This is a genomic window from Actinoplanes sp. CA-252034 (assembly GCF_050956125.1).
In the GTDB taxonomy this organism is placed as follows: domain Bacteria; phylum Actinomycetota; class Actinomycetes; order Mycobacteriales; family Micromonosporaceae; genus Actinoplanes.
Genome location: NZ_CP191846.1, coordinates 9,246,843 through 9,259,201 on the forward strand (window position 1 = coordinate 9,246,843; position 12,359 = coordinate 9,259,201).

Below are 12,359 nucleotides of genomic sequence, written 5' to 3' on the forward strand. Positions count from 1 at the left end.
ACCCTCGTCGCGACCCCAAGCGCCGACAATCACCACCCCTGTCGGGAACCCGAGATATTCAACTCCGCCGCTCTGACAGTCCGTAGCGTTTCGGATGCTTTCGGGTTGGGCTCTACGGGGGGCATGGTGTCCGAGGTCGTCATCGAGGTCAGTTTCACGCCGCTGCCGGAGGACGATGACTTCGTTCTCGACCAGCTGACCGAGGAACTCGAGGAGGACCTGCGCGACATAAGCGAGGTGAGTCGGCTCGAAGCTCCCGCCGGTCCCGACGGGAAGGGCGTCGGCGAGGTCGTGCTCGCCACCGTCGCTGTGGTCGCCGGCACTGATCCCGGCTACGTACAGGCGCTCGTCGACCTGGTGGTGGGCTTTCTCAACCGCAATCAGGGTCGCAGGGCTCATCTGAAGATCGGGGACGTCGAGCTCACGATCGATCAGGCGACCAAGGCGGAGACCGCCAAGATGATCGACCTTGTTCGTGATGCGATCGAGCGTTCTCGCTGATGGGTCGGCACGCCCTGATATTGGGGACTGCGACCTACAACGCTGATCGGAAGCTGACCCCACTGCCCGGTGTCCGGCAAGACGTCGAACAACTGCGAACAGTGCTGGAAACCGATGGCGACTTCGACAGCGTCACGGCACGTATCGACCTTCCGTCGGTACAGATGAAGCAGCTCGTGGAGGAGTTCTACGGAGCGCGGAGCACCGGGGACCTTGCCCTGTTCTACTACTCCGGCCATGGCGTCCCACACGACGACCGGCAGTCTCTGTTCCTGGGGACGATCGACACCGAGACGTCGATTCCTCACACCACCGCGTTCGATGTCGAAGGCGTCCTGCGCCATATGTTGAACCACACCAAAGCCAGCCAGAAGGTGGTTCTGCTGGACTGCTGCTTCTCCGGCTCGTTCACCGCGCGGCATCGGTTCAACGGCGGCGTACGGCAGGAGCCTCGCCGTCTCAAGCGGGAACGTGGAACATTCATGCTGCAGTCGAGCAGCCATCTGAAGGCCTCCAAGGCCCAGGGCCCGGACCGGCCGTCACTTTTCACCGAGGTGCTGCTCACCGGGCTCCGCGGTGCGGCCCAAGGCACCGCCGAGGATGGCTGGATCACGGCGAGCGACATCTCCCGGTACGCGATGACCGAGATGTCACGCCGCCGGGAGGAGAAGCCGGTCGAGTCGAGTGAGGGTGTCACCGAGCCCATCCCTCTGGTCAACGGACCTGTCGAGCGCCGGCAACACGTACCTGGTAAACCGGCTGAGGAGCCGGATGATGCACCGTTCGACACGGAGCGGTGGCGGCGGCTGCTCGGCTACTACGTCAACTGCCTGCAACGTTCCGCCGTGCTGCAGTTCTTCGTGAATCCGGCAGCCGGGGACTCGTACGTTCCCGCCCCCGCAGGCCGTGAGGTCGTGTTCTCGGCCAGCGAGCCGATCCGCTTCGGAGAACGCGGACAACAACTCGCCAAGTCGGCGGAGGCCGGCGGCCGGTCCCTGCAGTACGGCTATCCGGTGGTGGCCCTGCCCCAGAAGGGCCGGCAGCAGCTCAGTTGGGCGCCGTTGCTCGTCTGCGATCTGACCGTAGGCGCCGACGGGTCAGCTCATCCCGCACCGCCGCAGCCCAGTCCCGCCCTCATCGATCACTTCCAGTTGGCCGTGGTCGAGGCCGACGAGTTGCGCGAGGCCGTAGCGGAACGGCTCGTTCCCGGCGATCACCGATCCCTCGCCGACGCCGTGAACCTGGTCGCGAACGCGTTCGGTCTCAAGCCGGCCTCCGCTCTCGATCCGCAGAACCTGGTCGGGAAGGTCGAGCGAGGACCACTCAACCGCGTTCAGAACGCCGGGATGCTGTTCGCCGCCGGAAGCACGGAGTCCCCCGATCGACAGCTGATCGAGGACCTGCAGGAGATCATCAAGAACGCCGGGAAGATCGCGCCGACCGCTCTGGGCGCGCTGTCGAGTGCGAACGAGGATGACGAGACCGCACCGGACGCCAGAGTCCTGACGGTGGCGCCGAACTCGGTGAACGAGACTCAGGAAGAGATCATCCGAGCCGCGATGAGCCGGCCACTGACGGTTGCTCAGGGACCGCCCGGAACCGGTAAGAGCCAGCTGGTCACCGCACTGCTGGCCACCGCCACAGCGCATGGGCAGAGCGTGCTGATCGGCTCGACGAACAACCGGGCCGTCGACGAGGTGGTCGAGCGAGTCACCGCCATGGTCGGCCCCGGCCTGATCCTGCGCACTGGGAACAAGGACTATCGGCAGCAGGAACCGCAGTACCTCGCCGAGGTGATGCAGGCGTGGCCGCCACCAGCGGCGGACACGCGCGGCCCATTCCACGAGGTTCGCCTCGTGGCGCACGAGATCGACCAACTGCGGGAAGAACTCGATCAGCACCGCCGACTCGAACGAGATCTCGTCGACCTTGCCTTCGAACGCGACGCGACACTCACCGACACGGACGAGCGCACACTGTCCAAGCTGGTCGACCTCACCGAACAGGCACTACGGAGCCGCTGGTTCGGATGGTGGTACCGCAGACGGCTACGGTCACACGGGGCCTTCGACCGCGAAGCGATCACCGCCCTCGGCGAGAGCGCGGTCATCGAGCAATGCTGGCGTGAGCGACAGCGGAAACTGGCGGCGCTACCACACACCGTTGAGGACGCATGGCAGCGCCTGCGGACCCTGCAACACGACGCCAGAGCCGAGCACAGCCATGAGCTTCTGCGGGCCCAGATCGCCACGCGGGTCAGCGGAAACACGACCCTGCTCCGCAATCGCGCTGACGAGATGGCCAAGCCGAACGGGAGTAGCTGGACCTACATGTCGGCCCTCGTCAAGGTGCTCCCCGGGTGGGCGGTCACCGCGAAGTCGGCCCGCCGGCTGCAACCCCGGGCCGGCCTGTTCGACCTGGTGATCATCGACGAGGCCGCCCAGTGCACCGTCGCGGACATCCTGCCGATGCTCTACCGAGCAAAACGCGCGCTCATCATCGGCGACCCACGACAGCTGACCCCGGTTGTCGAGCTCTCCGCCGACGACGACCGTAAGGAACAGGCTCGCGCGGGACTCGGGCACGGCTGGCTGACGAATCGGCGACTCTCCTACCGCGATCATTCGGCATACGAGGCATTCGCAGCCGCGGCGGGAAGCACCATCCTGCTCGACGAGCACTACCGCTGCCACCCGGAGATCATCGACGCCCCGAACCGGGTCGTCTACCAGAACCGGCTGACCGTGCTGACCGACCCGGCCCGGCTCGCCGCACCGGCCGAACCCGCCACTCGCTGGGTCGACGTGCCCGGCCACTTCACCAAGGGCGCCACCGGTTCCGGCCGGAACGCCGACGAGGTCCAGGCCGTGGTGACCGAGGTGCAGCGGGTGCGCAAGGAGTACCCGGAAGCCTCGATCGGCGTCGTGACTCCCCTGGCCGAACAGCAGCGCCATCTCGATCGCGCCCTGCAGGACCAGGGCCTCGCCGACAACCTGCTGTGCGCGACCATCCACAAGTTCCAGGGCAGCGAGAAGGACATCATGGTCGTCTCGCCGGTCGGTGCACAGGGCATCAGCGAAAACACCCGCGGCTGGCTCGTCAACCAGATCAACCTGTGGAACGTGGCGATCACCCGCGCCCGCTCCCAACTGATCGTCGTCGGCGATCGATCATGGTGGTCCGGACAACGCGGCCTCCTGGCCGATCTCGCCAGTCCTACCCCCACGGCAGCAGCAAGTACCGATGTCGGCCCGCGACCGGCCGACCGGCTGATCGCCGGCCTCCGCGAGACCGGTCTGACAGTACGTTGGGAAACGCCGCTGCCGGGTTACCCAGTCGACTTCACGATCAGCCTCGGCGACAAGCGGCTGGCCCTGCTGGTCGACGACCCCGAAGGCGATCCGGACGGCCACTCCCTCCGAACGGTGCTGAGCCGCCTGGACATCATCGCCTCCGTCGCGACAGTCAAACGGATACCTGCATGGCGCTGCCTCGCCGAACCAGAACGGGTTGTGGCCGAGCTGCGTGACGCGATCGAGACAGATCGGGTGCGGGAGGTCACTGCCGCCGAACGAGAGCGCCTGTTCAAGCGCGCCTCCTCCGCCGACTGACCACTCAGCGCTTGGGCTGCATGTTCTGCATGAGTTCCGCTGCGGTGGCGTCGGCGAGTGCGGACCTCTCCAGGGAGAACGGGCCCGAGGTATTGGAGACCATGGACGGCCGCCGGAGGCTTTCGATGACCCGGATCGACCGAGAGCCATGTCGCAGCGGCCACCGCCGCGGACCAACGACTTCCATGATCCACCGGTACCCGCCGACCCGTGCAAGAGCAGCAGCGGTAACGCATCCCCGGCCGTCGCGAACGACGTACATCCCAACCGCAGACTTGTTCATACCGCCGACAAGGCCGGCATGCTGCCAGTCCGTCTTGAGCGAAAGTCGCCGAACTGACTCACAGTCACGAGACAACGCGATGAGAGCAGTCATCACGGCCCGCGGAATGTTGGTAATGTTTGACAGACCCACACATCACCAACAAGGGGGCGCACATGGCCATCACTCAAATCGACCTGGATGATGAGGCCCTCGCCGAGGCGATGCGGCTGTCCGGAGCCAAGAGCAAGAAGGAAACGGTCAACCTGGCACTACGCGAGTACGCGGCCCGCCATCGGCGGATCGCGGCGCTCGATCATCACGCGACGGCCGCCCGGGGCTGGGACTACGAAGGCTGGCAGGACCTGCACCGCGCGAGCAAGACGCCAGCAGAGTGATTCGGTATCTGATCGACTCGTCCGCGGTCTGGCGGATCCTACGCGACGATGCACTCCGCGAGTCCTGGGCCGATGTCATCTCGGACCACGCCATCGGATCGTGCCGCCCGCAGCGCACAGAGTTCCGCCGCTCGGCTCACGGACTGGACGAGTACGAAGAAATGACCTCGATGTTCGCCGATCTGTATCCGGACGTCGCGGTGCCCAAGAGCGCATGGCGATGGGTGGACTCAGCGCAGTACCGCCTGCTTCGAGCCGGCGCGCACCGAGCACTGTCCTGCGTGGATCTTTTGATCTGTGCCTGCGCCGCCGTCGGCGGCCTGACGGTCCTGCATGACGACAACGACTTCATCACCGCAGCTCGACACCTGCCCGACCTGTCCGAACGCCGGGTCCTCAACCTTCCTTGACGCGGAGGATCAGAACCATAGTTGGACCACACGTGGCAGAATTCAAGCCGCATGCCCGCAGCTCAAGGCCCCATCGTCCCGCTATCGGCCGGCACCACACACCCTGACCGTTTCAGCGGCCACTACCCGCCGAAGCGCCGCCGTCCTGGTCCAATCCATCGACAACGGCGCTCCGGCCACGGTCACCCGACCACCACTCGCCGATCATGACGGTAAGCGCGGCGACCGCCTGCTGCCGGTCCTCCTCCGACAGAGGCGCCGTCCTGGGCTCCCTCACCACCACCGGTGGCGTACGACGCTTCGTTCCCGGCATACCTGTATCAACGAAGTACCCGCCCGACCAGCGACGAGCACGCTCGCCACCCGCTACCCGACAGCCCCGCGCCGACGGGTACGCCGTCGACATAACGCGCTGTCGTGCCGAGTGGAGTGCATTCGGGCTGATGACAAGAGGCCGGCCCAGCCATTGTGAACGCGCGATAAATTTCCGAAGAGCCGTGAATTTCCGGCGGATGGGCGAGAGTGGCGGCCGTGGCGCCGTGCCTCGGAAGTAGTTGGGCGCCCTACACCTGAAATTGGATTAGCTGTGATTATCCAGGAAAACTCGTAAGCTAATGTTCTGATCTATTTCGACGGGATCCGTCTCGCGCCACACGTCCCAACCGTCAGCGTGCATGGTGCGGTCGACCACCCGCGAGCAATCCAGGCACCGCCGAAACTGTCGCGTCAGGATCGTCCCGTCATCGCGACGGCTACTCGATCCGACCGAAGCCGCCGGCAACCCACCACCGCACAGTGGGCATCGTTCATGGGGATCAGCCGGCGGCGCCGTCTTGGCCGGTTTTGGTTCGGCTGCCCAGCGTCCAGGAGGCAGAAGCATCAAAAGGTGCGGCAGTCCCTCGAGGGCGGGCTCGACGTCGTCGGGACGACGATTCCTGTCCTGCCGCAGAACCTCGCCAGATCTTGATGCCTCTCGGCGGTCATTGACCGCTTCCCAGAAGGCGTCCTCGTCGCCGTCGCTGATTCGGGCATACGCGGACGAGGCCGCGAACAGCAAGTCTTCGCTATCGAGCGCCCATCGCTCACAACGCCCCGCGGCGATGTCGATGACGACAGGGTGCTCGGCCAGGGAGTCGGCGTCGGCGATGATATGTTCTACAGCCGCCCGCCCCAAACCGACGAGTCCAGCCCTGAAGGACGAGAAGAAGTCGTCGGAGATATAGCCGGTGATGAGTTGACACGCGATGGCCACCGCCGGTGTGTCAAGCTGCGCGGTCACATCGCCTAGGAGGTCGTCGAAATCGAGGATCTCGTCGCGCGACAATGCCGTCAGCCGCGTGATCAAAGCTTCGGCGACTTCGGCTTCGTCAAACGGGCCCGTTACGGCGCCCGCATCCTCGCGCGCCTGCTCTACGATCCGCCAGAACTTATGGGCCTCCACCGCAACAGTATGCCGGTGTCCAACCCGCTCGTAGGCGACGACGCCGGACGCACCATCCTTCGCCGACCCGACCCGCCAGAGGTGTCTCGGATTCGACGACGCGCCTTCCCCTTAAATGTTGGCGGTCGAGTGTGCGGGCGATGCAGAAGTGCATGAGGTCGGTGACGGACCATGCCTCATAAGGCTGCGAAACCCTCCGAGGCAAAACGCCCTTACCTGCATGAATCGCGGTCGTCCAGAAGGATTTTTGTCGCTGTTTGAGTGGTTCGGGCAGTAATGGATCGTCTCGCCGGTAGGACGGGGCGAGTGGTCGGGGTATCGATGCCGGTTCTGGGTTGTCGGGATCCCTCCTCGGGTCCGGTGTTGTTCGCTCGCGTTGCCGTGCGGATGGGTGGCGAGGTGGCAGCCAGACTTACCTGTGGCCGTCGGACGTACCTTCGTGTCCGCGACATGATGATTGATCGGGTGGCCCCTTGCCGGGGTGCGGCCGCTCAGTCTCAATTGGCCGTCCGCGGTCATCGCCTGGTGGCGGTGGTGGCGCGGTCTGACAGTGAGTCGAGGGAGCCGGCCGCAGTCGGTGCCCGTCATCGGTGACGGCGGACTGCCGGTCCTGCCCCGGGGATATCCGCGGTGTGATTCAGCGGGCGATGGTCGTGGGCGCGGCGGGCTGGGCGAGAACGGTGAAGGCGTCGTCGCCGAGGTCGGTCAGGATGTGGGTGGCGTGCCGGACGATGCGGCGGGCCTGGGACAGGCAGGCCCGGCTCGCGTCGTAGCGGTCTTTGACCTGGCTGTAGTAGCCGTAGCCGGGTGCGCAGGCGCGGGCGGAGGTCTTGGCCGCCTCGAACAGCAGCCAGCGCAGCACCTCCGGACCTTGGCGGGACAGTCGGCCGGGGCTGCGTCTGCCGTCGGAGGAGTGCACGGTGATGTCGAGGCCGACGAACCGGACAGCTTTACGCGAGGACGAGAACCGGTCGGCGCCGCCGAGCCAGGCGCACAGCGCGAGCGAGCTGAGCGGTCCGACGCCGTAGATGTCCTGCATCAACGCCCGGGCGCCCTTCAACCCCCGGGCGCTGGACAGCAGCCGCCGGCGCAGCCGGTCAAGATGGTCGGCAAGGACGTCCATCATGGCCAGAGCGGTGTTGGCCTGCAGCCGTCCGGAGATCGACAACTGGTCGTCGATGATGGCGCGCAGCCGGGCCCGATCTCCGCGGACGATCCCGGCCTCGCCAGGCGCGGTGGTGCCCTGGTGGAAGCAGACCGAATGGATGCGCTGCGTCCAACCGGTGTGCTGCGTCCGCAGATCCTGGTAGAGTTCGAGCATCGCCCGGTACTCCAGAGCCTGTTCGGGCGGGATGTGGCACTCCGGCAGTCGGCCCGCGGCAAGCAACTCGCGGAGCAGTTTCGCGTCGGCCTTGTCGGTCTTGGCCCGCCGCTTCGGGCCACGCAACGCGGACGTGTCGGCCGGTTCGGCCAGGTGCGCGACCACACCGGCCTTGGCCATCTCCTCGGCGATGTAGCGCCAGCCGGTGCAGCCTTCCATCGCGAACTCCACCGGCCCGGTCGTGGCCGGGTCGAACCGGGTCAGCCAGTCGGCCAGGTGCTGCCGGTCGGCCGGGGCGATCCGGCCGCGTTCCCATTTACCGCTCTGGTCGTCGACCCAGTCGAATGTCAACTGCTTCCGATGGATGTCCAACCCGCCTACGATCGACATCAGGGACCTCCTCAAGCTCCGTGACCATCGATGTCCAACACAGGGAAACCTGCGTCTGAGCTGAGGAGGCCTCCGCTTTCCCTGGGAGTCAATTCCCCTGAAGAGTGAAACCTCGACTCAACTCACCGACCGCGACGGCCGATGCATGTCATCTCACATGCCGCGAATCGTTCGCTACGGGGTGTGACGGTCGGCTCGTTGGCTCAGCTCGCGGACATGCCGATGAGCGGATGGCTCGGTCTATCCTGCGAGTCATGATTGTCGACTGGCACGCAGGACTGAGCGCCGCATTCCATCCCCGTTAGGTGCCGCACCCGCGGCCCCGAAAGGGGAAACCATGTCTCGCACGGACAAAGACGGTCCGTATCACCCGCGGACCGGCCTGCGACTGCTCGTCGGTGGCGGTGGCCCACCTCGCTGGTTCATCGAGCATGTCTGGACCAGTCGAGAACGGCAGGCAGCCCGTGTCGCATGCCGAAATGCCATCCAGGAGTACCACGGCAACGGAAGCGTCGACACGATCCCCACCATCCAGCAACATCGCCACAACGCCCAGTGGCTCTGGTGGTGACTCCAAGTCCGGATCTGCCGCCGTCCGAGCACGCGGATCTTTCGGCAATATCCGTAGGTAGCCGGAACGCCGGCTACCGAGCAGGCGGCACGTGCTGGCGGACGAGCGACATGACTGCGTCGTGAGAAGTCTTAGGTAGTCCTGCTCCGACCGGATCGAGGTTTGCCAGCGCTGCCGCCAGTTGTTGTCGCCGCTCCGGCATGGAGGCCCATGCCGAGTGCGGTAGTCGTAAGACCTCTTCGAGTAGATCGCCGGGGTAGTAGTCGCCCTCGACGAGTGGGTCGGTCACCAGGACGTCCACGGCGAGGGGTAGCAGGATAGACACTGCCAGCCCTTGCCCGAGCATGACCCGAAGGTCCTCGACGGTGAAGTCCGTCAGAGGCTTACGCCGTAATCGCGTGCAGCGTTGAATCAGGGACGAGCCGTCGCCTGAGGGATCGCCCCAATCCTGCCCTTCGATGTGCTGGATCGTCGTCATCCGGCCAGAGTAGCGACGTCGGGAGTGACTGACGGCTTTCCTCGCATCGATCCGAAATTCACAATCGAAGCACTCAACTGCCGCTGTCCGCGCTCGGCTCGAACGCCGCCGCCACGCCGGTGGTCGGTTGCGCCCTGCCCAACGCCTTGTCGTGCCGATGAGAGTGCGCCTGAATTACGGCTTGGAGGCCTCATGTTTCCCGCCGTCGGCCAACCTCAATCCTGCTTGCTTCAGCAGGATGAACTGAACGAACGCAACAACAGCGAGACATACCGGCGCTCCGAATGTGACCACGTATACGAGAGAGGTCAGATCGGCAGTAGCGTATTCGCCACTCGCAGCCTTCCCTACGTACAGTGCGGTCTGCGCCAGGGCATAGATCACCATGGCGGTAGGAGGAAGCATAGGATGAACTTCGGCGCTACCGAACCAATACTGGACGCAATCCACGGCGGCCCAGATGAGGATAATGATCAGCTCTGATATGACCATGACTGTGATTAGGACGATCATAGCGATTACCATCAGTGCTGCTAGCCAGCCCGCAGTCCCTTGATTCACAAGCCATTTAAGCCAGAGCCACTCAAGGTAGATCACGACAACAGATCCGCCCGCGAAAACTAGAGAAACGATGATCATCCCGGCCATGACGAGCAACGGTGAGAAGAATTTCTTTCCCGGGCGCCAGCGGATTGTTCGCCTTTGGGCGGTCAGCAGAATAAACATCGCGACTATAGTCGCACCCATGGCGATGGAGAAGTTGGTGAGTGGCGAGATAATCATCTTGTCGTAGAACCACTCTCGACTGAGGCCACCGAAGCCCGCGATCACGCCGAACACGTAGATGGACCAGAAGACCGTGATGACCTGAACCACCCGTGCTATTGCCGCGAATCTCTTGGGCAGTGGCGGTTCAACTTTGGGCTTCAGGTCCTCACCGATCATGAATTTGCTCCCCAACCCTCGTGAGAACGTGCCCGTGGGTGTCTTGCTGCCTATGTTCGCGCGGCCGGTCAAGTGGCAATATGTGCCGAAGATCGAAATCGAGCCAGCACCGGTATCCGACCAAGGTCGCCGGCAACGCCGCACTTACCTGCCGCGGTGAAGGCGTGCAAGTCATGGGGATCCCTCGTCGACGGTCCGCAGGGACCGCCCGAGCCGGCCGTCTGCTGAACGAGCGTGACGCGGCTGTGGCTTGGGCGAAAGATGCACCCGCACAAGCTGCGACACACCTTCGTCACTACCATGCTCGACGCCGGCGTCAGCCTCCGCGACGTCCAGATCGTCGCCCGCCACGCCGACCCCCGCACCACCATCCGCTACGACCGCGCCCGCAAGAATCTCGACCGTCACACCAACTGCATCCTCGCCGCCTTCATGGCCTCCGGAACGGAGGCATGATCAAAGACGCGACCATGCCGATGAGAGGGTGTTCCAGGAGCAGGCTACTAATCCGATCATGGCTGCCTAGCCGATCGGAGAGTGAAAAACACCAGCATTGATCTCCCGGCGCAGCCGTCGGCCTTTCCGACTACGAACAGTCAATTTCGTGGAAGGTGGTGCGGACGTCGGACACGCTGCCCCAGGCAGCAAGTTCGGCGGTTTCGAACCGTAAGCAGATGGCCACGGATTCGGGTTCGGTCGGTTGACCCAATGCATGGCCCTGGGCGGTGCGCATCAGGAGGACGTCCAATGACGCGGAGGCCGGCCTGCCCGGCGCGCTCGATGAACGGATGACAGTGCCGCCGTTGCTCTCGAAACGGCTGGCGAGCCATGCTGCCGAGGCCGGTCCCGGATTGCCCGGATCCAGGTTCGTAGCCTCCAATTCGCGGATAACCTGCGGTGCCTCTACATGGAGCAACTCGCCGCGGGCTGTCTCCGCCCCAGTCGCGCCGAACAGGTTCGACAGCAGCAGATTTGCTCCCAGCAGGGTGCCGATCCCGCCAAGGAGTAGGCCGACCTGCCTGGGCCACGTCTGCATTCGACGACCAGGATGTCGCTGGGAAGGTTTGGGCAGAACCACAGCACCTTCCTAGCGCATCCATGCCACGTGGATGTTCCCTCGAAGGCACTGATCTGCCGCCGATAAGGCGCGGAGCCGGGCACTATCGTTGCAGACTGTTGCTCCGGCGCGGGGCGCCGAGTACGGCGCTGAGCTTGGCCTGCGCTCGCTCAGTTCACCTCGAACCAGCACACGATCGCGCTGACGACCGGCAGCGGCTCCCGCGCTGGGGGGCAGACTGGGCGAGACCATAGTGGGACAAGAACCGCCGAGCCGTGCGCATAATCGCAGGTCATAGCCATAGATACAAATCGAACCGGATCCCCAAAACGGGCATCCGGTTCGATAACGAGTCCTTGTGGGCGATACTGGGATCGAACCAGTGACCTCTTCCGTGTCAAGGAAGCGCGCTCCCGCTGCGCCAATCGCCCGCATAACCTCAAGCGAGGTGGAGACGGGATTTGAACCCGTGTACACGGCTTTGCAGGCCGTTGCCTCGCCTCTCGGCCACTCCACCGAGCTGACCTCGAAAAGGCCTCTCCGAGCGGAAGACGGGATTCGAACCCGCGACCCTCACCTTGGCAAGGTGATGCGCTACCACTGCGCCACTTCCGCTTGTCTCCTCCGAGTTTCCCCGGCGACGACAGAACTTTATCTGGTCCCCCGACCCCACGCCAAACCGGGGTCCCCGCGTGTCGCGGCGTGGAGATCACCGTCTGGTACCTGGAACAGGACGGTGCCGCCCGCCACGCCGGTGGAGATCGTCCGGGCGGGCTCACGGTCGCCCCATGGCCCGGAGCCGAAAAACCACGACCCGCATGAGGTACGGCCACGAATGAGCACCGTGGCTGTCCCCGCATGACACCGGCCACTCCCGGCCGAAACGCGCGCGCCGGGCTGATGCGGTGGTCACCGGGAACCCGGGAGCCGTTGATCAGAACAGGGGACGCGGACCGATCGACACGGCCGATCGC

At 64.8% G+C, this 12,359-nt stretch carries 10 protein-coding genes and 3 tRNA genes; 5 read left to right on the top strand and 8 right to left on the bottom strand.

All coding sequences use genetic code 11. The features are described 5' to 3' along the window. Positions 1-126 precede the first annotated feature (126 nt). From ACQPZW_RS41670 to ACQPZW_RS41685, 4 genes are all read left to right on the top strand, one after another. Complete coding sequence (locus ACQPZW_RS41670) at positions 127-501, top strand: hypothetical protein (RefSeq protein ID WP_433797774.1); 375 nt, start codon at positions 127-129, stop codon at positions 499-501. Further along, complete coding sequence (locus ACQPZW_RS41675; RefSeq protein ID WP_433791546.1) at positions 501-4,112, top strand: AAA domain-containing protein; 3,612 nt, start codon at positions 501-503, stop codon at positions 4,110-4,112. The genes ACQPZW_RS41670 and ACQPZW_RS41675 overlap by 1 nt, the downstream gene beginning before the upstream one ends. 438 nt (positions 4,113-4,550) lie before the next feature. Then, on the top strand, positions 4,551-4,772 hold the full coding sequence (locus ACQPZW_RS41680) for a type II toxin-antitoxin system VapB family antitoxin (RefSeq protein WP_239164851.1): 222 nt from the start codon (positions 4,551-4,553) through the stop codon (positions 4,770-4,772). Beyond that, a complete protein-coding gene (locus ACQPZW_RS41685; protein WP_433791547.1) occupies positions 4,769-5,182 on the top strand; it encodes a PIN domain-containing protein in 414 nt (137 codons plus the stop codon). Before ACQPZW_RS41680 ends, ACQPZW_RS41685 begins: the two co-directional genes overlap by 4 nt. A 580-nt stretch (positions 5,183-5,762) precedes the next feature. Here the strand turns inward: ACQPZW_RS41685 and ACQPZW_RS41690 are convergent. The 4 genes from ACQPZW_RS41690 to ACQPZW_RS41705 all read right to left on the bottom strand — a co-directional run bounded on the left by ACQPZW_RS41690 (position 5,763) and on the right by ACQPZW_RS41705 (position 10,328). Then, complete coding sequence (locus ACQPZW_RS41690) at positions 5,763-6,623, bottom strand: DUF4240 domain-containing protein (RefSeq protein WP_433791548.1); 861 nt, start codon at positions 6,621-6,623, stop codon at positions 5,763-5,765. A gap of 637 nt (positions 6,624-7,260) precedes the next feature. Continuing rightward, on the bottom strand, positions 7,261-8,334 hold the full coding sequence (locus ACQPZW_RS41695; protein WP_433791549.1) for an IS110 family transposase: 1,074 nt from the start codon (positions 8,332-8,334) through the stop codon (positions 7,261-7,263). A 644-nt stretch (positions 8,335-8,978) separates the two neighbouring features. Next, positions 8,979-9,383 carry a contact-dependent growth inhibition system immunity protein gene (locus tag ACQPZW_RS41700; protein ID WP_433791550.1) on the bottom strand — a complete coding sequence of 135 codons (405 nt, stop codon included), beginning with the start codon at positions 9,381-9,383 and terminating at the stop codon, positions 8,979-8,981. 174 nt (positions 9,384-9,557) lie between these two features. Continuing rightward, complete coding sequence (locus ACQPZW_RS41705; protein ID WP_433791551.1) at positions 9,558-10,328, bottom strand: hypothetical protein; 771 nt, start codon at positions 10,326-10,328, stop codon at positions 9,558-9,560. 234 nt (positions 10,329-10,562) lie between these two features. Between ACQPZW_RS41705 and ACQPZW_RS41710 the strand changes: the two genes are divergently transcribed. After that, a complete protein-coding gene (locus ACQPZW_RS41710) occupies positions 10,563-10,784 on the top strand; it encodes a tyrosine-type recombinase/integrase (protein WP_433791552.1) in 222 nt (73 codons plus the stop codon). Between the two features lie 130 nt (positions 10,785-10,914). Here the strand turns inward: ACQPZW_RS41710 and ACQPZW_RS41715 are convergent, their stop codons facing one another. The 4 genes from ACQPZW_RS41715 to ACQPZW_RS41730 all read right to left on the bottom strand — a co-directional run bounded on the left by ACQPZW_RS41715 (position 10,915) and on the right by ACQPZW_RS41730 (position 12,000). Continuing rightward, positions 10,915-11,364 carry a hypothetical protein gene (locus ACQPZW_RS41715; RefSeq protein WP_433791553.1) on the bottom strand — a complete coding sequence of 150 codons (450 nt, stop codon included), beginning with the start codon at positions 11,362-11,364 and terminating at the stop codon, positions 10,915-10,917. Between the two features lie 380 nt (positions 11,365-11,744). Beyond that, positions 11,745-11,816: transfer RNA gene (locus ACQPZW_RS41720), tRNA-Val, on the bottom strand. Positions 11,817-11,831: 15 nt separating this feature from the next. Continuing rightward, positions 11,832-11,902, bottom strand: a tRNA-Cys gene (locus tag ACQPZW_RS41725). A gap of 26 nt (positions 11,903-11,928) precedes the next feature. Further along, positions 11,929-12,000, bottom strand: a tRNA-Gly gene (locus ACQPZW_RS41730). Positions 12,001-12,359: the final 359 nt, after the last annotated feature.

What these genes read in the sequence shown, in the direction of transcription:
- ACQPZW_RS41675 (WP_433791546.1), top strand. Translation starts at nt 501, where the DNA reads ATGGGTCGGCACGCCCTGATATTGGGGACTGCGACCTACAACGCTGAT.
- ACQPZW_RS41680 (WP_239164851.1), top strand. Translation starts at nt 4,551, where the DNA reads ATGGCCATCACTCAAATCGACCTGGATGATGAGGCCCTCGCCGAGGCG.
- ACQPZW_RS41695 (WP_433791549.1), bottom strand. Translation starts at nt 8,334, where the DNA reads ATGTCGATCGTAGGCGGGTTGGACATCCATCGGAAGCAGTTGACATTC.
- ACQPZW_RS41700 (WP_433791550.1), bottom strand. Translation starts at nt 9,383, where the DNA reads ATGACGACGATCCAGCACATCGAAGGGCAGGATTGGGGCGATCCCTCA.
- ACQPZW_RS41705 (WP_433791551.1), bottom strand. Translation starts at nt 10,328, where the DNA reads ATGATCGGTGAGGACCTGAAGCCCAAAGTTGAACCGCCACTGCCCAAG.
- ACQPZW_RS41715 (WP_433791553.1), bottom strand. Translation starts at nt 11,364, where the DNA reads ATGCAGACGTGGCCCAGGCAGGTCGGCCTACTCCTTGGCGGGATCGGC.